Here is a 19,172-nt window from a genome sequence, read left to right on the forward strand (position 1 = left end):
ATGCAGATCGGTCTTGTTGGTCTCGGCAAGATGGGCGGCAACATGCGCGAGCGCCTGCGCAACGCCGGCCACACCGTCGTCGGATACGACACCAACCCCGAGCGGGCCGACGTGGACAGCCTGGTCGAGCTGGTCGACCAGCTGGAGCGGCCGCGCGCGGTCTGGGTGATGGTGCCGGCCGGCGGCGCCACCCAGCACGTCATCGACCAGCTGGCGACGCTGCTCAAGCCCGGCGACACCGTCATCGACGGCGGCAACTCCCGCTGGACGGACGACGAGAAGCACGCCGAGGAGCTGGGCAAGCGCGGCATCAACTTCGTCGACGCCGGTGTGTCCGGCGGCGTGTGGGGCCTGAAGAACGGCTACGCCCTGATGGTCGGCGGGGACAAGGAGACCGTCGAGGACCTCAAGCCGGTCTTCGACGCGCTCAAGCCGGACGGCCCCTACGGCTACGTCCACGCGGGCCGGGTCGGCGCCGGGCACTTCGCCAAGATGGTCCACAACGGCATCGAGTACGCCATGATGCAGGCCTACGCCGAGGGCTGGGAGCTGCTGGAGAAGGTCGACTCCGTGGACAACGTCCGCGAGGTCTTCCGCTCCTGGCAGGAGGGCACCGTCATCCGGTCCTGGCTCCTGGACCTGGCCGTCAACGCCCTCGACGAGGACCACCACCTGGAGAAGCTGCGCGGGTACGCGGAGGACTCCGGCGAGGGCCGCTGGACCGTGGAGGCGGCCATCGACAACGCCGTGCCGCTGCCCGCGATCACCGCCTCCCTCTTCGCCCGGTTCGCGTCCCGGCAGGACGACTCGCCGCAGATGAAGATGGTCGCCGCGCTGCGCAACCAGTTCGGCGGGCACGCGGTGGAGTCCACCAAGAAGTAACCGCCCGGAACGCGGCGGCCCGGGAAGAAGTGGACGGTCCGGAAAGCGCGTTGACGTGATCGGCCGGTTCGGGTCAGAGTCCCTCCCTGATGGAGATCAACGACCTGACACCGGCCGAGTCGCGTCTTTGGCGGGCATTCGCCTCGGGCACCGACGTGGACTTCCGTACCGCGGGCTCTTCCGCCGCGGACTCCTCCGCCGCGGACTCTTCCGCTGCGGACTCCTCCGCCGCGGGCTCCGACGACCCCGCCGAGGGGGGCACCTGGGGCCCCGAGCGGACCGTGCGCGCGAGCGTGCTGCGGTCCCTGCTCCTGGACGGCCCCCGGGAGGACGGCCGGGTCGCGGCGCTCAGCCTGGCCGGCGCCCGCGTCACCGGCAGGCTGGACCTGCAATACGCGACGGTCGACCACCCCGTGCGGCTGCGGCACTGCCACTTCGACGAGGCACCGAGGTTCTACGGAGCCCGGCTGCGCGAGCTGAACCTCAGCGAATCCGTACTGCCGGGGCTGATCTCGCACGCGGTCCGGGTGGAGGGCGTCCTGCGGCTGACCCGGGCCCGGTTCAGCGACACGGTGCGGCTCGCGGGGGCGGAGGTCACCGGCAGTCTGTACCTGGAGAGCACCCGCATCGAGACGCCGAACAGCGAGTGGCCGGTGCTCCAGCTGAACCAGGCGGTGCTGGGCGCCGATCTGTGGGCGCCGGGACTGCGCGCGGGCGGCGAGGTCCGGCTCACCGGCGCCCGGGTGGCCGGCACGGTCAACCTCAACGACGCGGTCCTGGACCGGCCGGGCGGCACCGCCGTGCACGCCGAGACGCTCGCCGCCGAGGCCGACGTGCTGCTGCGGCGCGCGGACGTCCGGGGCCGCCTGGAGCTGCGCGGCGCCCGGATACCCGGCCGGCTGGACCTGACGCACGCCCGGCTGGCCAACGCCGGGGACACCGCGCTGCGCGCCAGCAGTTGCGTGATCGGCGAACTCTGGCTGCGGGAGGGCCCGGCGGTCCAGGGGACGCTCAATCTGCGCCGCGCGCAGGTGGACGTGCTGTTCCTGCAACCGGAGGTGGTGCCGGACTGGGTCCAGCTCAACGACCTCACCTATACCTCGCTCATCCCGCACGAACCCGCCGAGCGGCGGCTGCCGATGCTGGAGAAGGGCGACGGCTACCTCCCTTTCACCTACGAGCAGTTGACCGCCGCCTACCGGCGGATCGGTGACGACGACGCGGCCCGCCTCGTCCAGCTCGCCAAGCAGCGGCGGCGCCGGCGCACCCTGGCCTGGTACGGCCGCTTGTGGGGGCACGTCCAGGACATCGCGGTCGGGTACGGCTTCCGTCCGCTGCGCGCGGGCGGCTGGCTGCTGTCGCTGCTGGCGGTCGGCTCGGTCGCGTACGGGCTGCACCATCCGCCGGCGCTCAAGCCGGCGGAGGCCCCCGGCTTCGACCCGGTCTTCTACACGCTGGACCTGCTGCTGCCGGTGATCTCCTTCGGCCAGGAGAACGCCTTCGCGCCCGAGGGCTGGTACCAGACGCTGTCCTACGTCCTGATCGTCACGGGCTGGATCCTGGCCACGACGGTGCTCACCGGCCTGACCCGCACGGTCAGCCGCCAGTGATCCGGCACGCCGCGGATCAGACGGCCGCGGGGGCGGCGGCGTCCAGGAGCGGGCCGAGTTCGCGGGCGACGGTCGTCAGGGCCCGTACATCGCGTTCCGCCCGGGCGACGAGGATCGCTCCTTCGAGGGAGCTGATCATCAATGTGGCCAGCGGTCCGGACCGCGCCTCGGGCACGCCCATGCCGGCCAGCGCCTGGGCGACCGGCCGCGTCCAGGCGGCGAAGGCGGCGGCGGCCGCCTTCCGTGTGGTCTCGGAACTCTCGGCGCAGTCCGCCGTCGCCGCCGCCACGGGACAGCCCGCGGCGAAGCCGGACGCCTCGTACTCGTCGGTCCACTGCCGCACCATCGCGGTGAACAGCCCGCTCGGCGTCGGACGGTCCAGGCCCCGCAGGAAGCGTGCGACGCGGTCGGCGGCGTACCGCCCCGCCCACTGGAGGGCCTCACCGACGAGCTGTTCCTTGCCGCCCGGGAAGTAGTGCTGGAGCGAGCCCCGGGGCGCCCCGGCGTGGGCGGCGACGTCCCGCATGCCCGTGGCCTCCACCCCGTGCCGCCGGATGAGCTGGGCGGCGCTGAAGACCATCCGCTCCCGCGGCCCTCGCCCGGACGCCGCCATCGCCGCTCCCTCGCCGTACCGTCACCTGGTCACCTGGTCACCCGGTCACCTGTCACCTGTCACCTGCCGCGCCGACTCTATGACGGGCGTCATGATCCGGGCTACTATGACGGCCGTCATAACTCCTGCTTCAATCCCCTCTCCGTTGTCCCTCTCCGTTTCCCCCTCCTCCATTTCTCTCTCCGCTTCTCTCTCCATTTCTCTCTCCGCTTCCCTCTCCCTTCGGCTTCCGGCGCGTCCGCACGCGGGCGTGCGCCTCTCGTACGGACGGTGCGTCATGCGGCTCGTCGGCTTCATCGGTCTCGGCATCATGGGTCAGCCGATGGCACTGCGCCTGGCCCACGCGGGCACCCCCCTCGTGGTGCACAACCGCACCCCCTCCCGGGCCGCTCCGCTGCGCGCCGCCGGCGCCCGGGTGGCGGGCGGCCCCGCCGAGGTCTTCGACCGGGCGGACACCGTGATCCTCATGCTGGCCGACGGCCCGGCGATCGACGCCGTGCTGGCGCGCGGCACCCGGGAGTTCCCCGCCCGGGTCGCCCGGCACACCGTCGTCCACATGGGCACCACCTCGCCCGAGTACTCGCGGGGTCTGGAGGCCGACATCCGGGCCGCCGGCGGGTGGTACGTGGAGGCTCCGGTGTCCGGTTCGCGGATCCCGGCGGAGACCGGCGCACTGGTGGCGATGCTCGCCGGGGAGGAGAGTGCCGTGGCCCGGGTGCGTCCGGTGCTGGCCCCGCTGTGCCGGGACACCTTCGTCTGCGGTCCGGCACCGAACGCGCTGCTGACCAAGCTGGCCGTGAACCTCTTCCTGATCACCCTGGTCACCGGTTTGACCGAGGCCTTCCACTTCGCCGAACGCCACGGCCTCGACCGGCGCCGGTTCCTCGACGTCCTCGACGCCGGCCCGATGGCCAGTGCCGTCTCCCGCATGAAGGCGCCCAAACTGCTGGACGGCGACTTCACGGCGCAGGCGGCGGCGTCGGACGTGCTGAAGAACAACCGCCTGATCGCCGAGGCGGCCCGCGCCACCGGCCTCGCCTCCCCCCTGCTCGACGCCTCGCACGCCCTGTTCGAGGAGGCGGTGTCCCTGGGGCACGGGGGCGAGGACATGGTGGCGGTGCTCCGTGCGTTGGAGGCGCGCACCGCGGAACTCGGCCGATCGTGAGTTCCGGCGCGCACCGCGCGGGGTATGCCGGACCCGTCAGTCGAACGATCAAGGAGAACGATGGCGATGCCACCGCTGCGGCAGGAGGTCGACGCGAGTGCGGCCGGGCTGGACCCCGGGGCGCTCGACCGGCTCGACCTGCACTTCGCCCGGCAGGTCGAGGAGGGCCGGCTGCCCGGGTTCCTGGTGGCCCTCGCGCGGGGCGGACGCGTCGCCCATCTGACGGTGCACGGGCTGCGGGACGTCGCGGCCGGGCTGCCGGTGACCGCCGGCACGCTGTGGCGGATCTACTCCATGACCAAGCCCGTCACGTCCGTGGCCGCGCTGACCCTGGTGGAGGAGGGCCGGCTGTCGCTGGACGACCCGGTGGACCGCCATCTGCCGGCCTTCGCCGAGCCGCGGGTGTACGCCGGGGGGACCGGCGAGGACGTCGTGACCCGGCCCGCCGCCGGTCCGGTGCGCGTCCGGCACCTGATGACCCACACCGCCGGGCTGACGTTCGGCTTCTACCACGCCCACCCCGTCGACGCGCTGTACCGGGCGGCCGGGCTGGAGTCCTCGGTGCTGCCGGGCGCGGACCTGACCGAGACGGTCGACCTGTACGCGAGCCTGCCCCTGCAATTCGAACCGGGCACCGAGTGGAACTACTCGGTGGCCAGCAACGTGCTGGGCCGGCTGGTCGAGGTGGTGTCCGGGCAGCCCCTCGACGTGTTCTGCGCCGAGCGGATCTTCGGGCCGCTGGGCATGACGGACACCGGGTTCCACGTCACCGACGCGCAGGCCGGCCGCCTGGCCGAGCTGTACGGCGAGACGGAGGACGGCGGCATCGCCCCGGTCCCCGGGCTGCCGCTGCGGGGCCGGCCGCGGTTCCTGTCGGGCAGCGGCGGCCTGGTCTCGTCCGCGTACGACGTGCACCGCTTCGCGGAACTGCTGCGGCGCCGCGGCGAACTCGACGGGGTGCGGCTGCTCGACCCGGCGACGGTCGATCTCATGACCCGCAACCACCTCCCGGGCGGCGCCGACCTGCGGTCCTTCGGCAGCCGCCCGGCGCACGACGAGCCGGGCAACGACGGTGTCGGCTTCGGTCTCGGCGTCTCCGTGGTGACCGATCCGAGCCGCACACGCTCGCCCTCCGGGCCGGGCACGTACGGCTGGAGCGGCGTGGCGACCACCACGTTCTGGGTCGATCCGGGCCGTGATCTGACGGTGCAGTTCATGACCCAGGTGCGGCCGAGGGCCTCGCACACGGTCTACCCGGATCTGAAGCGGCTCGTGCACGACGCCCTCGTGGACTGATCCGGCGCCGCCCCGGCGGAGCCCGGTCCCCCGGCACGGTCAGGACGACAGGTGCGCCACGGCGTCCAGGTGGGGCAGGTGGTGGTCGAGCCGTTCGCGCTTGGTGCGCAGGTAGGTGATGTTGGACTCGCACGGCGGGATCAGCAGCGGCACCTGCTCGGCGACCTGGATGCCGTGCCGCACCAACGCCTCCCGCTTGCGCGGGTTGTTGGACATCAGCCGCACGGACCGCACCCCGAGGTCGTCGAGGATCCGGGCGGCGACGCCGTAGTCCCGGGCGTCCACCGGCAGGCCGAGGGCGAGGTTCGCCTCCACCGTGTCCAGGCCCTCCGCCTGCAACGCCATCGCGCGCAGCTTGGCCAGCAGGCCGATACCGCGCCCCTCGTGGCCGCGCAGATAGACCACCACCCCGCTGCCCGCGTCGGCCACCTGCCGCAGCGCGGAGGCCAGTTGGGCGCCGCACTCGCAGTGCTGGGAGCCGAAGGCGTCGCCGGTCAGGCACTCCGAGTGGAGCCGGGTGAGCACGCCCTCGGCGCCCGGATCTCCGTGGACCAGGGCCACTTGCTCGTCACCGCGTTCGTGGTCGAAATAACCGAAGGCCCGGAATTCCCCGTACACGGTGGGAAGCGGTGTGACCACGACGCGTTCCACGTCCGTGCGTTGCGGCCCTTGCGGTCGCTGCGACAGCTGCGATGCCTTCTTGCCGAGTACACCGATTTTTTCTGTCATGATTCTCGCGTTCCTCAACAGGTTGCTCAACCGGGATGAAAGGCCGTGCGGGAATGGATGTTTCACTGGTGCCGACGGACACGACCGACACCGTGCGCGAACGCGGTTCCAAGGTCGCGGTACTGCCGGTCGGGAGTTACGAACAGCACGGCCCGCACCTGCCGCTGGCGACCGACACGCTCGTCGCGTGCGCCGTCGCCCGGGAGCTGGCCGCCGCGTACCCGGTGCACCTGCTGCCGCCGGTGACGATCGGGTGCTCGCACGAGCACGCGGACTGGCCCGGGACCGTCAGCATCTCCGCCGTGACCCTGCACGCGGTGGTGCGGGACATAGCGGACTCCCTGCGCCGCTCGGGTGTCGAGGCCCTGGTCGTGGTCAACGGACACGGCGGCAACTACGTCCTGGGCAACGTCGTCCAGGAAGCCTCCGCACGCGCTGAGCGGATGGCGCTGTTCCCGGCCGCGGAGGACTGGGAGACGGCACGGCAGCGGGCGGGGGTGGTCACCTCGCTGCTCACCGACATGCATGCGGGGGAAATCGAGACCTCCATTCTTCTGCACGCGCACCCCGAATTGGTCCGGCCCGGTTACGAGGCGGCCGATTTCACGGCGGACGACCGGCGTCATCTGCTCTCCCTCGGTATGTCCGCCTACACCGATTCCGGTGTCATCGGGCGCCCTTCACTGGGATCGGCGGAAAAGGGGAAGGAACTGCTGGCGAGCCTCGCGGATTCCTTCGCGGATTGTTTCGCACTGCTGACGGCGGGGACGGCCGCCATATCCGGCGAGGAGCCCGCATAGCGTACGGCGTGCCGGCGGGCGACGAGGACGACGGCGCCGGGCAGGCTCGCCACGAGGCTGAGCACGCCGTACACCACCGCCACGCCGAGCCCGGTGCCCGCACCGAGCCCCGCCGCGCCGAACGCCCAGGCGGTGACGCCCTCCCGGGGTCCCCAGCCGCCCACGTTCAGCGGCAGCCCCATGGCGAGCAGCGCCAGCACGGCCAGCGGGGTGAGCGCGGCGACGGAGGCCGCGCTGCCGGCGACCCGGGCGGCGAGCACGAACATCGCGAGGTGCCCGGCGAGCACGACGACGGAGGAGAGGGCGACGCCCGGCAGGTTGCGCCGGGACAGCAGCCCGGCCCGTGCCTCGGCGAGCGCCGTCCGCAGGGCCCGGCCCCGGCGGGCGGGCGCCCGGTTCAGGTGCAGGGCGAGGGTCACGGCGAGCGCGCCGAGCAGGGCCAGCGCCGCGGGCGGTGCGATCCGCCGGGCCTCGGCCAGCACCGGGGACGGCATGGTGAGCAGTACCGCGACCCCGACTCCGGTCAACGCGAGCTGCCCGGCGGCCCGTTCGAGGACGACGGCGCGCACACCGCGCCCCAGGTCCCCGGCGCTCCGCCCGTGCCGCACCGCGCGGTGCACGTCGCCCAGGACGCCGCCGGGCAGCGCCGCGTTGAGGAACAGGGCGCGGTAGTAGTCGGCGACGGCCGCCGCGAGCGGCAGCCGGATGCGCAGGCCCCGGGCCACCAGGGCCCAGCGCCAGGCGCTGAACACCGTGGTGACCAGCCCGATCCCCAGGGCCGCCAGCACCGTGGGCCCGTCGATCCGGCGCAGCCCGTCCAGGAGGGCGCCGGTCCCCAGCCGCCACAGGAGCACGGCGAGGACGGCGGTGCCGGCGAGCGTGCCGAGGTGGGCGCGCAGGGCGCGGCGGCGGGGTGCCGGGGCGCCGACGGTGGGGTCCGGCCGGGGCGGCGCCGGCAGGTCCCGCGCCGGTACGGCCGGTGCGGTCGGCAGCGTCGGTGCGCTCACGGGGCCCCGCCCGTCGGCCGGCACAGCGCCAGCAGGTCGGTGTGGTGGACGACGGCGTGCAACTCCCCGGCCGCGCAGGCCGCGAGGCGCTCGGCCAGGTACCGGTCGGCCCGCTCCCGCAGTTCCGGGCGCTGCTCGACGGCCGCACCGACCCAGCCCCGCAGCCACTGGGCGGTCAGTTCGGCCTCGTCGGGGCCGAGCCGCCAGGGGCTGGAGTGCGTCCGTACGGTGGCGCCGTGCCCGGCGAAGGCCTCGGCCGCCGCGTCGACCGCGTCGGGACCGAGCATGCCGGTACGGCGCTGGTGGGCGTTGAACGCCTCGGTGATCTCGGCGTCCAGCGGGTGTGCCGGGGTGAGGTCGACCCGCCCGGCGACGGAGAGGGTCAGCAGCGCCGGACAGCCCGCCGCGGCACAGGCGGCGGCGAGGGTGCCGACCTCCTCGGGGGTGAGGACGTCCAGCAGCGCGGACGCCGTCACCAGCGCGGCGCCGGTCAGTGTCTCCGGGGTGAGGCGGGCGAGGTCTCCGCGCCGCGTCTCTACGGTGACCCGGCTGCCGTCGGCGGCGGTGCGCGGGGCGGCGACGGCCGCGAAGTGCAGGAGGTAGGGGTCCCGGTCGTGCAGCACCCAGTGCTGGGCGCCGTCGAGCAGCGGGGCGAGCCAGCGCCCCATCGACCCGGTGCCGCAGCCCACGTCGTGCACCACCAGTCCGTCCGCCCGCCCCGGCAGGTTGGCGAGCCTGATCCGCAACGGATCGAGCAGGTCCCGCGCCCGCGCGGCGGCGTCCGCGGGCTCCCGCAGCCGCAGCCACTCGGGCGCGTAGCGCGGAGGGTCGTCGGCCCGCACTCCCACCGACGCCTCACGGAGCCGGACGGTGCCTCCGGTCGGTGCGGGCGACTTCCCCGTGCTCATGCCGCCCTCCTCGGGTCGCCCGGCAGCCCGCGCAGTACGCCGGCCAGGCTCTGGGCCGTGCTCGCCCAGCCGTTCAGGGCGGCGCGGCGACCGCGGGCGGCCGCCTTCAGCCGGCGCCGTACGTCCGCCTCGCCGAACCAGCCGCGCAGCTCCGCGGCGAGGGCACCGGGATCCTCCGGCGGGACGAGGATGCCGGGCACCCCGCCGTCGGGGGCGCGTCCGACCGCTTCGGGGAGCCCGCCGACGTCCGTGGCCAGCACGGGGATGCCGCGCGCGAGGGCCTCGGTCACCGCCATGCCGTAGGTCTCGGCGTACGAGGTGAGCACCATCAGGTCGGCGGAGGCGTAGACGGCGTCCAGTTCGGCACCGGCCCGCGGTCCGGCGAGCACCAGCCGCTCCTCCAGACCGTGCCGCGCGATCAGCGACCGCAGCCGGCCGACGTACCGCGGGTCCTGTCCGAGCCCGCCGACGCACACGCAGCTCCACGGCAGGTCGGCCACGGCCGCCAGCGCCTCCACCAGCCGGTGCTGGCCCTTGCGCGGAGTGAGTGCGGCGACGCACACCAGCCGGGAGACGCCGTCGGTGCCGGGCGCGAGGGGTGCGATGTCGGCGCCGGGGGCGGCGACGTGCACGCGGCCGGGGTCGAGGCCGTGGTGGGAGACGAGGCGCCGCACCGCCCAGTCGCTGGTGGCGACGACGGCCGGGACGGCACGCAGCACCGTGCGCTCGCGGGCGTCCAGGTCGGCCGCCACGGCGGGATCGAGGCCCGTCTCGTCGCCGAGCGGGAGGTGGACGAGGACGGCCATGCGCAGCCGCTCGGCCTCCGGGACGACGACCTCCGGCACCCCGCAGGCGACCAGGCCGTCGAGGAGGACGACGGCGCCGTCCGGCAACCGCCGCAGCAGGCGGGCGAGTTCGGCGCGGGCCGCGTCGTCCGGCCGGGGCCAGGCGCCGGGCACGGGCAGCCCCCGTACCCGCCAGCCGAAGCCGGGCAGGTCGAGCCGCACCCGCCGGTCGTAGGCGTTGCCGCCGCTGGGCGCGGCCGGATCGTCGACGCCGCCCGGCATGACGAAGTGCACGGAGCGCAGGGACATGGGGACGATCCCCCCGTTCCTCGGGGCCGGGGCGGCGACGGCCCCGGACAGCTGTGCGGGGATGTGGGCGAGCCGGGTCCGGCCGGCAGAGGCGCCGGTCGTCGCCTCCACCGACGTGCCGGTCACAGCGCACGCTCGTAACTCGCCCAGGCGACGTGCGACTCGTGCAGGGTGACGGTGAGCCCGGCCAGGCCCCTGGCGCCCTCGCCGAGGGCCCCCTTGTGCACGCGCTCGGCGAGCCGGTCGGCGACGACCTTGGCGAGGAACTCCGTGGAGGTGTTGACACCGGCGAAGTCGGGTTCGTTGTCGAGGTTGCGGTAGTTCAGTGCGCCCACGACGGCACCCAGCTCCTGGGTGGCCAGGCCGATGTCGACGACGATGTTGTCCTCGTCCAGCTGCTCGCGCCGGAACGTGGCGTCCACCAGGAACGTGGCTCCGTGCAGTCGTTGCGCGGGCCCGAACACGTCGCCGCGGAAGCTGTGGGCGATCATGATGTGATCGCGGACGGTGATGCTGAACAACGGACGACCCTCCAGGTGTGGCGCGTCTGGCCCCCGCCGGTCGCTGCGCGGGGTGCCGTCTATTACGGTCGGGTACCTTCCCCCGTTCAGTCGCCCGTACGTCTTTCCGCAAGGTCAGGCAGTACTGCGGGCGCCCGTTGCGGTGTCCTCCCCGTCGTAGCGGATCCGGTGGCACAGTGCGGGGATCTCGCCGGAGGCCAATCGCGGCATCACGTCCGGCAGTTCGGCGAACGCGGACTCCCCGGTGACGAGTGCGTCGAGGGCCGGGTCGGCGAGCAGCTCGAGGGCGAGGGCGAGCCGGTCGGCGTAGGTGCGGGTGGCGGCGCGGGCCGGGGAGACGGTGCCGACCTGGCTGCCGCGCAGGGTCAGGCGCCGGGAGTGGAAGGCCTCACCGAGCGGCAGGGCGACGCGCCGGTCGCCGTACCAGCTCAGTTCGACGACGGTGCCCTCGGGCCGCAGCAGCTCCAGTGACCGGGCGAGTCCCGCCTCCGTCGCGCTGGCGTGCACGACGAGATCGCGGTCCCCGGCGGCCTCGCCCGGGGAGGCGAAACCGGCGCCGAGCGCCTCGGCGACCTCCGCGCGGGCCGGGTCGGCGTCGACCAACTCGACGCGGACACCGGGGAACCGGGCGAGGAGGGCGGCGACCGAGCAGCCGACCATGCCGCCGCCGACCACGGTGACCCGGTCGCCGACCAGCGGCGACGCGTCCCACAGGGCGTTGACGGCGGTCTCGACGGTGCCGGCCAGCACGGCCCGGCCGGCGGGGACCTCCGCGGGCACGGGGGTGACCGCGGCGGCCGGGACGACGTACCGCGTCTGGTGCGGATGGAGACAGAACACGGTGCGCCCGACGAGTCGCTCCGGCCCCTCCTCCACCACACCCACGTTGAGGTAGCCGTACTTCACCGGCCCGGGGAAGTCGCCGTCCTGGAACGGCGCGCGCATGGCCGTGTACTGGTTCTCGGGCACCCGGCCGCCGAAGACGAGGGTCTCGGTGCCACGGCTGACCCCGCTGAAGAGGGAGCGCACGAGCACCTCGTCCGCGCCCGGTAGCGGCAGCTCCACCTCGCGGATCGCGCCCCGCCCCGGCGCTTCGAGCCAGAAGGCACGTGCCATGCGTGTCATCGGAAGTCCTCCTGAACGATCGGGAAGCCACTCACGTACCGAGGGATGCACAAGCCGCGCACAAGGTAGCGGCGTTGATCGACTCTGTCACACGGCCGGAGGATGTTCGGTGGCCCTGATCAACCTGAACCACACGGACGGCGCGTACGACGCCTGTTCCGCGAGGTCCGTTCAGCAGGAGACGGCGGTGGGGGCGGGCGCCCAGCTCCTGCTCCTGGCGCTGCTCGGCACCGCGCTCGGCATGGGCACGGCGGGCTGGCTGACCGGCCTGGCGTTCGCGTTCGCGAGCTGGGCGGTGCTCTCCCGGGCCCTGCACCGCTCCCGGCTGCCGGTGTTCGGCCCGGCCAACCGGGTCACCCTCGGGCGGGCCACCCTGGTCGGCGGGGTCACCGCCCTGGTCGCCGACTCCTTCCGCGACGCGCCGCCCGTCTCCCTCCTCGTCGGCCTCACCGCCGTGGCCCTGATCCTGGACGGGGTGGACGGCAAGGTCGCCCGCCGCACCGGCACGTCCACACCGCTGGGCGCGCGTTTCGACATGGAGGTCGACGCGTTCCTCATCCTGGTGCTCAGCGTGTACGTCGCGATGGACCTGGGCCCCTGGGTGCTGCTGATCGGCGCCATGCGGTACGTGTTCGTGGCGGCGGCCCGGGTGTGGCCGTGGCTGACCGCCCCGCTGCCGCCGAGCACGGCCCGCAAGACGGTGGCCGCGCTCCAGGGCGTGCTGCTGCTCCTGGCGGGAGCGGATCTCCTGCCGCGCACGGCCAACGCCGGGGTGGCGGCGGTGGCACTCGCCCTGCTGGTGTGGTCGTTCGGACGGGACGTGCGGTGGCTGTGGCGCCGGTCGCGGGTCCCCTCGGCGCCCGCCGCGGCGATGCGGGAACTCGTCGCCCGCTGAGTCCGTACGGCTCCTCGCGCGCCGTACCGGCGGGCCCGGCCAGGCCGCCGCGCCGACCGGCCCCGAGGAACGCGCCGAGATCAGCCCGCCGATCAGGACGGTGCGGCGGCGGGTGAAACACGAAGGCCTACCGCGCCCTGGCCTGCTTCGACGCGGGCGTCGACGCGTGGTACCGCTCCGGCGGCGCGGAGGATCCCGAGCGCCTCTTCGACGAGACGGTGGCCACGCTGCGACGCCAGGCCCTGTCGTCAGCGGCCGGTCTCCCGGGTGGCGGGAACTCCGCTGGACGGGTCAGGGCGCTGGGCACCGCCGCCCGGGCAGCGTCCCCACCGCCACGAGCGGTACGGCGGCCAGCACCAGCCACGGCACCGCGACCGGCAGCCCCGTGTCCAGCAGCAGGCCGGTCGCCGAGCTGCCGGCCAGCACCACGATCCCGGAGACCGAGGACAGCGCCCCGGTGTACAGCCCGAGCCGCCCTTCCTCCGCGAGGTCCGGCACCCAGGCGCGGGCGACGGGTGCGACGAGCATCTGCCCGAGGGTGAGGAGGACGACGAACCCGGCGGCGGGCACCAGCCCACCCGTCCCCGTCCACCCCGCGGGCCGCGCGAGCCCGACCACGGCGAACCCGACGGCGATGAGCACCAGCCCCGCCACCATCGACCGGCGCGGCGCCAGTCGCTCCCCCGCCCACCGGGTCACCGGCAACTGCGCGGTCACCACCAGCAGCGACGACAGGGCGAACAACCAGGCCAGCGGCGCCTGCGAACCGGCGGCCCGCTCCACCTCGGCGGGCAGGGCGAGGTAGAGCTGGTTGTAGGCAAGGAGGTAGGCACCGTAGGCGCAGCACAGCGCGAGGAAGCGCCGGTTGCGCAGTACCAGCCGCGCCCCGCCCTTCATCCGGACCTGGACCCGGCCGGGGATGCGCTGCGGCAGCAGCCACGCGTGCCCGCCGAGGACCAGCACGAAGACCCCGGCCCCGGCGAGGCAGGCCGTACGGAAGTCGACGGCGAGCAGCAGCGCCCCCAGCAGCGGCCCGACGAAGGCACCGGCCTGCCCGGCGACGGTGAACAGCGCGAGCACCCGCGTCCGGTCCCCGCCCCCTGCCTCCTCCCACACGACGGCCTGCCGGGCGACCTCGGACTCGACGGCCGGCGAGAACAGCGCGGCGGCGAACCCGATCAGCAGCACGGCACCGACGACGGCCCAGGTCCGCTCGGCGAACCCGAGCCAGGCGAATCCGGCGATCCGCAGCGCGCACCCGGCGAGTACGACGGGCCGGATGCCGTACCGGTCGGCGAGCGCCCCGCCGACCACGAACAGCCCTTGCTGGCTGAAGGTCCGCAGCCCGAGCACGAACCCGACCAGCCATCCCGCCATGCCGACGGACTGCCCGAGGTGCTCGGAGAGGAAGGGCAGCACGGCGAAGAAGCCGACGTTGAAGGCGAGTTGGGTGAGGATGAGCAGCCGGAGCAACGGGGAGAGCCGGGTGGGCGGGACGGCACGACGGCCTGGCGCCCGCCTGAACCGCCCGCTGGAGGCGGAGTCGGCGGCGGACTCGGAAGCGGAGGCGGACTCAGCGTTGGAGCTGGACGCGGAGTTGTAGGCGGAGTCGGTGGTCATGTCAGCGGACTCCGGCCGGTTCGCGCTCCGTCCCGGCCATGGACCGCCGCTCGGGCCCGGCCGCCCCGGTCTTGCCGGGGACCGGTTTCGCCGGCCGTCGGCGCAGCCCGCCCGCGGTGCTGACGGCCAGCGCGCCCAGCAGGGCGAGTACGGCGGCGGGGGCGAGGACGGCCCAGGGGGCGCGCTCGGCGTAGGGCTGGTTCTCGGCGAGGAGCAGGCCCCACTCGGGGGACGGCGGCTGGGCGCCGAGGCCGAGGAAGCCGAGCGAGGCGAGCGCGAGGGCGACACCCGGCAGCCGCAGCAGGGCGTGCCGCAGGACCGGCGGCACCACGGCAGGCAGCAGCTCGTACCGCAGCAGATGGACCCGCCCGGCGCCCAGCCCCTTGGTGGCGGTGATGTGCAGCGTGGCGCGCTCCTGGCGCAGTAGGGAGGAGGTGTGCGCGGCGAGCGGCGCCCAGGCGACGGCGCCCACGGCGAGCGCGGGGGTGGCCGCCCCGCTCCCGGCGACGGCGGTGACGAGCAGCGCGACGAGCACCGGCGGCACGGCGTTGACCGTGTCGACGAGCGGCGCGGAGACTCGCGGCACGAGCCCTAGCAGTACGCCCACGAGCAGGGCGGCGGCGCTGATGGCGGCGGCGAGGAGCAGCGTGTCCAGCGCCCCGTGGCCGACCCGGGCGAGCAGGTCGCGCCCGAGGGCGTCGGTGCCGAAGGGATGGTCGAGGGAGGGCGCCCGCAGCCGCTGCCCCGTGTCGAGGGCGAGCGGATCGCGGACGAGCCCGAACGCCACGACGGCGAGCAGGAGGGCGCCGTAGAGGAGCGGCAGTACTCGCCCGGCGGGCGGGGTGGGCCGGTGCAGCGAGGACAGGGCGCCGTCGCGCAGCGCGGGCCCGGTGAGCAGCCGGGCGGCGACGCGCGTGGCGCCGGTGGCGAGCGCGGCGAGCAGGACGAGGGCGAGGGTCCCGGCCTGGAGGACGGGCAGGTCCTGCGCGAGGGCGGCCTGAAGGGTGGTGCGCCCGAGCCCCGGAATGTCGAACACCTGCTCGACGGCGACGGCCCCGCCCGTCAGCCCGACGACGAACAGCCCAAGGTTGGGCAGCAACGCGGGCACGCACCGCCGCAGGGCCTGGCGGGCGATGGACCGCCCGGTCAGCCCACGGGCCGCGGCGGCCAGCGCCCACGGCTCACCGAAGGCGCCGGGCAGCAGATCGTCGAGCAGCCGCCCCAGCACGGCGCCCGCGGGCAGCCCGAGGGCGAGCGCGGGCAGCACGGTCCACTGCGGCCCGTACCAACCCAGGGCGGGCAGCCACCCCAGCTGCACCCCGACGACGGTGGCGAGGACGGAGGCGACGAGGAACTCGGGCAGCGAGGCGAGGACGGCGGACAGGCTCCCGCCCCCGCGCCGCCCGCCGAGCCGCCGCCGGGCCCCGAGCCGCAGGGTGCGCGCGCAGATCACCGAGGCGGTGAGAACGGCGACGAGCAGTGCGACACCCATGAGCAGCAGCGAGGCACCGAGCGCTTGGAGCACGTCGGGAAGTACGTCACCGCCGGAGATCCACGACTGCCCGGCGTCCCCGCGCACCAGCCCGGCCAGCCAGTCGGTGAGGACGTGCAGGGGCCCGCCGTCGATCCCAAGCTGCCGCCGGATGTCGGCGAGCACCTCGGGCGTGGGCTCCCGCTCGGCGGACCGCGCCTTGAGGACGGTGTACGCGGGGTCGGTGCTGGTGAGCCAGGGCAGCAGCCCGACCCCGCACACCAGCCCGACCGCGACGAATATCCGCCATCCGGCGCCGGCCACCCGCTGCCACACGGTTCAGCGCCGGGTGCCGGTGCCGACGAGGGTGCGCTCGTACGGGTCGAGGATCACGCCCTGCACGGAGTCGGCGACGCCGGTGATGATGCGCTGGTGCACGAGCGGCACGACGGCGTCGCTGCCGAGGATGCGGGCCTCGGCGGCCATGGCCGCGTCCTGTCGCTTCGCGGTGTCGGCGATCTTCTCGGCGCCGGCGACGGCACGGTCGACGCCCTTGTCGCAGAGCTGGGCGATGTTGAAGCCGCCGTCGCAGGTGTAGTCGCTGGCGAGGACGGCGACGGGGTCACCGGTGTCGAGGAGGGTGTTCCGGGCGAGCACGAAGGCGTCGAACTTCCCGTCGAGGGCATCGCCTTCGAGCCGCGAGTACTCCCGCACGGTGAGCTTGACGGTGAACCCGGCCTTCTCCAGCTGCTGCTTGACCACCTGGGCGACCTCGGGCAGCTCGGGCCGGTTGTCGTAGGTGGCGAGGTGGACGGTGGCACCGCCGGCCTTCTTGGCCGCCGCCCGCCCGACGGGCGCGGTCCGCTTCCCTTCCGCCCAGGTGACGGCGGGACCGTAAACGCCGGCGGCCGGGTCGGCGTACCCCTCGTACACGTCCTCGGCGAAGACCGAGGTGTCGAGCGCGCCCCGGGCGGCGGCGCGCAGTCCGGCGTCCTCGAAGGTCCCGGACGAGGCGTTGAGCAGCAGGCTGGTGGTCCGGGTGGTGGCGGTGTCGCGCCGGGTCTTCTTGTCCAGGGAGGCCGCCTGGGCGACGGGCACGGCCTCGGCGATGTCGAGTTCGCCGGTCCGCAGGGCGTTGGCGCGGGCGGTGCCGTCGGCGATGAAGCGGGCGTCGATGCCGGAGGCCTGGGCGCGGCCGCCCCAGTAGTCGTCGAACCGGTCGAGGGAGGCGGAGGTGGCGCCGTTGACCTCGGTCAGCTCGAAGGGCCCGGTGGCGTGGCCGACGGGGTCGACGCGCTCGCTCTTCGCGTACGCGCCCTTGGAGAGGATCGCGAGGCTGGGGCTGGAGAGCCGCAGCGGCAGCACGGGGTCGGGCTCGGCGGTGGTGACCCGGACCACGCGGTCACCGCTCGCCTCGGCGCGGAGGTCGACACCGGCGAGGGCGGCGGGCGCGGGCTCGGCGTCGGTGGCGTGCGCGAGGGACTCGGCCACGGCGGCGGGGGTCACTTCCCCACCGTCCTGGAAGGTGGCGTCGCGCAGGGTGAACTCCCAGGTCTTCTCCCCGTCGCGGCGCCAGGACTCGGCGAGCGCGGGGGCGGCGGACCCGTTGGCGTCCAGCGCGGTGAGCCCCTCGGTGACGCCGAGGCGGCTGAGCAGCGTGGCGTCGGCACCGTAGGGCGACAGGTTCTCGGCGGGCGGGAAGGCGAGGGCGACCCGGAGACGGGCGCCGTCACCGTCACCGTCCTTGCCGCCGGATCCGGAGTCGTCGCCGCCTCCGGATGCGAAACAGCCTGCCATCAGCGGGACGAGCAGGAAGGGGGCGAGCAGCCGGGAGCGGCGGTGGGAGCGCATGGTCCTCGGATCGATCAGGTTCGGGACGGACACGTGGAGTTCGTCGGTCAGGAGTGCGGCGGACGGCGGGTAGGCGTTGGCACGAATCGCACGGGGAGCCTACATGGAAACGATTTTCACGCCTACCGGGCCTCGGGCCGTCCCGCCAGGGGCACATCGAAGTGCACGATGCCCTGCCCGCCCCCGGCGTCCTCCCGCTCGTCGTGCACCACCTTGGCCAACGACCGCCAGAAGGGCTCGGCCCCGGTGACGGCGGGGTCGGTGTGCAGATAGACGGCCCGATACCCGCCGTCGGCCGAGGCGAACGCCAGCAACTCGTCGACAAGCCGACGCGCGATCCCGTGCCGCCGGTGCTCGGGCCGCACGTACACCCGCCGCAGCTGCGCGGTCACCCCGGAGGGATACCGCTCGGCGACGTGCACGGGGTTCGGGGGGTGCGCGGGCCCCCGGGAGTCCAGGGCCCCGGTACCGACGACCTCGCCGTCCGCGGCGACAGCGACGAGCAGGGTGTGCCGGGCGGGGGTCAGATAGGCCCCGGCCGGGTCGACGATGTCGCCGTGCCAGCGGGGGACGTAGCCGGTCCCGAAGTCGCGGTAGACGGTGTCGAGCATGACGGCTCGAGCGGGGGCTACGTCGGCGGGGGTGGCGGTCCTGATGGTGTAGTCGGTGGTGCGCACTTGCACATCATATGCAGCAAGGTGTTCGCCCAGATCAGACGGGGTACGGACAGCGGCACCGTGGTGCAGCCTCCGGCAGGCATGGAGGGCCGCGGGACATGGATGTCCCGACCGGCTCCATCCCGGTAACTACAGGGCGCTGCGTGCGCCAAGGTGTCCGGCGGCTCGGAGAGCTGAGCGAGCCTGCACTCGGCCGACCCAATGGCGACGTGGACGTCGTCCGTCCGCCCGTCCCCGTGAACCGTTCCGCAGCGGGGCCCCTTCCGGCATCCCTCCCGTCCGGGACCCCACCGTTTCGGTCGGCCGTCGGTTTCCTGGGCCGTCACGCCCAGGGGCCGACGGCCCCGTACAGGTCGATTCCCGCCTGCATGGTGCGCAGCGTCCAGTAGGTGGCCGTCATGACACCCGCCACGATGACGCAGCCCGCGCGGAACTTGCGCCACCCCCTCTTCTCGCGCATATGCGACTTCTCCTCTCGATGTTCCTGGCAGAGGGCCAGGGCCTCGTCCCTCATCTCAGGACCCGGGTACTCGAGATGGGAGACCGCCGAGGAATCGTGCCGCGGTGCTATCTATGAGATCACGCTGGTGTGATGCCCGAAACGGCGCAACATTTTCGAGCCGATAATCATATAACCTGCTGAATTCATGACTGAGAGGTTGTCCCTCGTGGCACCTTTCGCCAGCTTCTTGTAGCAGTTCAGGGCGGCGACCCCGCCGGTACCGGGATCGGCACCCTGGAGCTACTGGCCCTGGACGGGACGGACCTTCAGGTCTTTGACGTGAAACCTCGCGAGGTACACAGGAAATGAGCTGAAGGTCGTGCTGCGGGAGTTCGACAGCACGAGAGTTGGGACCTCTGCATCACGAATGCCTCGGTGGTTCGCGCGATACGTCGGCACTTAACCG

The 19,172-nt window shown here is 73.9% G+C and carries 17 protein-coding genes and 1 pseudogene; 6 read left to right on the forward strand and 12 right to left on the reverse strand.

Going from position 1 to position 19,172, the window contains the following annotated elements:
• Entirely contained in the window at positions 1 to 882 is an 882-nt protein-coding gene (gnd, locus tag B9W62_RS05830; RefSeq protein ID WP_087805840.1) for a phosphogluconate dehydrogenase (NAD(+)-dependent, decarboxylating), read from the forward strand.
• Positions 883 to 971: 89 nt separating this feature from the next.
• The gene (locus B9W62_RS05835) at positions 972 to 2,492 is read left to right on the forward strand and encodes a membrane-associated oxidoreductase (protein ID WP_087805842.1); all 1,521 of its coding nucleotides are present in this window, start codon (positions 972 to 974) and stop codon (positions 2,490 to 2,492) included.
• A gap of 16 nt (positions 2,493 to 2,508) precedes the next feature.
• Here B9W62_RS05835 and B9W62_RS05840 read toward each other — a convergent pair whose 3' ends face one another.
• Complete coding sequence (locus B9W62_RS05840; protein ID WP_087805844.1) at positions 2,509 to 3,105, reverse strand: TetR/AcrR family transcriptional regulator; 597 nt, start codon at positions 3,103 to 3,105, stop codon at positions 2,509 to 2,511.
• Between the two features lie 277 nt (positions 3,106 to 3,382).
• On the opposite strand from B9W62_RS05840, the gene B9W62_RS05845 reads away from it, so the two are divergent.
• Positions 3,383 to 4,270, forward strand: coding sequence for an NAD(P)-dependent oxidoreductase (locus B9W62_RS05845; RefSeq protein WP_087805846.1), 888 nt, complete (start codon positions 3,383 to 3,385; stop codon positions 4,268 to 4,270).
• 66 nt (positions 4,271 to 4,336) lie between these two features.
• Positions 4,337 to 5,566 (forward strand): serine hydrolase domain-containing protein, encoded by a 1,230-nt coding sequence (locus B9W62_RS05850; RefSeq protein WP_087805848.1) that lies wholly within the window; start codon positions 4,337 to 4,339, stop codon positions 5,564 to 5,566.
• A 39-nt stretch (positions 5,567 to 5,605) separates the two neighbouring features.
• On the opposite strand, the gene ribA is transcribed toward B9W62_RS05850, so the two are convergent.
• The gene (gene ribA, locus B9W62_RS05855; RefSeq protein WP_087805850.1) at positions 5,606 to 6,295 is read right to left on the reverse strand and encodes a GTP cyclohydrolase II; all 690 of its coding nucleotides are present in this window, start codon (positions 6,293 to 6,295) and stop codon (positions 5,606 to 5,608) included.
• Between the two features lie 53 nt (positions 6,296 to 6,348).
• On the opposite strand from ribA, the pseudogene B9W62_RS05860 reads away from it, so the two are divergent.
• Positions 6,349 to 7,062 (forward strand): annotated as a pseudogene (locus B9W62_RS05860) (creatininase family protein); the annotation flags it as partial.
• Here the strand turns inward: B9W62_RS05860 and B9W62_RS40590 are convergent.
• The 5 genes from B9W62_RS40590 to B9W62_RS40095 form a co-directional block, all read right to left on the reverse strand.
• Positions 6,945 to 8,102 carry a lysylphosphatidylglycerol synthase transmembrane domain-containing protein gene (locus B9W62_RS40590; protein ID WP_256976197.1) on the reverse strand — a complete coding sequence of 386 codons (1,158 nt, stop codon included), beginning with the start codon at positions 8,100 to 8,102 and terminating at the stop codon, positions 6,945 to 6,947. The pseudogene B9W62_RS05860 and the gene B9W62_RS40590 overlap by 118 nt on opposite strands.
• Entirely contained in the window at positions 8,099 to 9,010 is a 912-nt protein-coding gene (locus B9W62_RS40090; protein ID WP_179235369.1) for an SAM-dependent methyltransferase, read from the reverse strand. The genes B9W62_RS40590 and B9W62_RS40090 overlap by 4 nt, the downstream gene beginning before the upstream one ends.
• A complete protein-coding gene (locus B9W62_RS05870) occupies positions 9,007 to 10,230 on the reverse strand; it encodes a glycosyltransferase family 4 protein (RefSeq protein WP_373433665.1) in 1,224 nt (407 codons plus the stop codon). The genes B9W62_RS40090 and B9W62_RS05870 overlap by 4 nt, the downstream gene beginning before the upstream one ends.
• Positions 10,227 to 10,625, reverse strand: a complete 399-nt coding sequence (locus B9W62_RS05875) for a 6-pyruvoyl trahydropterin synthase family protein (protein WP_087805854.1) — start codon at positions 10,623 to 10,625, stop codon at positions 10,227 to 10,229. The genes B9W62_RS05870 and B9W62_RS05875 overlap by 4 nt, the downstream gene beginning before the upstream one ends.
• Positions 10,626 to 10,739: 114 nt before the next feature.
• Positions 10,740 to 11,750, reverse strand: coding sequence for a zinc-dependent alcohol dehydrogenase (locus tag B9W62_RS40095; RefSeq protein WP_179235370.1), 1,011 nt, complete (start codon positions 11,748 to 11,750; stop codon positions 10,740 to 10,742).
• A gap of 109 nt (positions 11,751 to 11,859) precedes the next feature.
• Here B9W62_RS40095 and B9W62_RS05890 point away from each other — a divergent pair, with 109 nt between their 5' ends.
• Positions 11,860 to 12,645, forward strand: a complete 786-nt coding sequence (locus tag B9W62_RS05890) for a CDP-alcohol phosphatidyltransferase family protein (protein ID WP_087805858.1) — start codon at positions 11,860 to 11,862, stop codon at positions 12,643 to 12,645.
• A 291-nt stretch (positions 12,646 to 12,936) separates the two neighbouring features.
• Here the strand turns inward: B9W62_RS05890 and B9W62_RS05895 are convergent, their stop codons facing one another.
• From B9W62_RS05895 to B9W62_RS40100, 5 genes are all read right to left on the reverse strand, one after another.
• The gene (locus tag B9W62_RS05895; protein WP_256976198.1) at positions 12,937 to 14,265 is read right to left on the reverse strand and encodes an MDR family MFS transporter; all 1,329 of its coding nucleotides are present in this window, start codon (positions 14,263 to 14,265) and stop codon (positions 12,937 to 12,939) included.
• A 1-nt stretch (position 14,266) separates the two neighbouring features.
• Complete coding sequence (locus tag B9W62_RS05900) at positions 14,267 to 16,060, reverse strand: ABC transporter permease subunit (RefSeq protein WP_256976199.1); 1,794 nt, start codon at positions 16,058 to 16,060, stop codon at positions 14,267 to 14,269.
• A gap of 15 nt (positions 16,061 to 16,075) precedes the next feature.
• Positions 16,076 to 17,587: an ABC transporter substrate-binding protein gene (locus B9W62_RS05905; RefSeq protein ID WP_087811764.1), complete on the reverse strand. Its 1,512-nt coding sequence runs from the start codon at positions 17,585 to 17,587 to the stop codon at positions 16,076 to 16,078.
• Positions 17,588 to 17,709: 122 nt separating this feature from the next.
• Positions 17,710 to 18,264: a GNAT family N-acetyltransferase gene (locus tag B9W62_RS05910; protein WP_087805862.1), complete on the reverse strand. Its 555-nt coding sequence runs from the start codon at positions 18,262 to 18,264 to the stop codon at positions 17,710 to 17,712.
• Between the two features lie 322 nt (positions 18,265 to 18,586).
• Positions 18,587 to 18,724, reverse strand: coding sequence for a hypothetical protein (locus tag B9W62_RS40100; RefSeq protein WP_160166093.1), 138 nt, complete (start codon positions 18,722 to 18,724; stop codon positions 18,587 to 18,589).
• Positions 18,725 to 19,172 lie beyond the last annotated feature (448 nt).

This window comes from Streptomyces sp. CS113 (assembly GCF_002188365.1).
GTDB classification, from domain to species: Bacteria; Actinomycetota; Actinomycetes; order Streptomycetales; family Streptomycetaceae; genus Streptomyces; species Streptomyces tendae.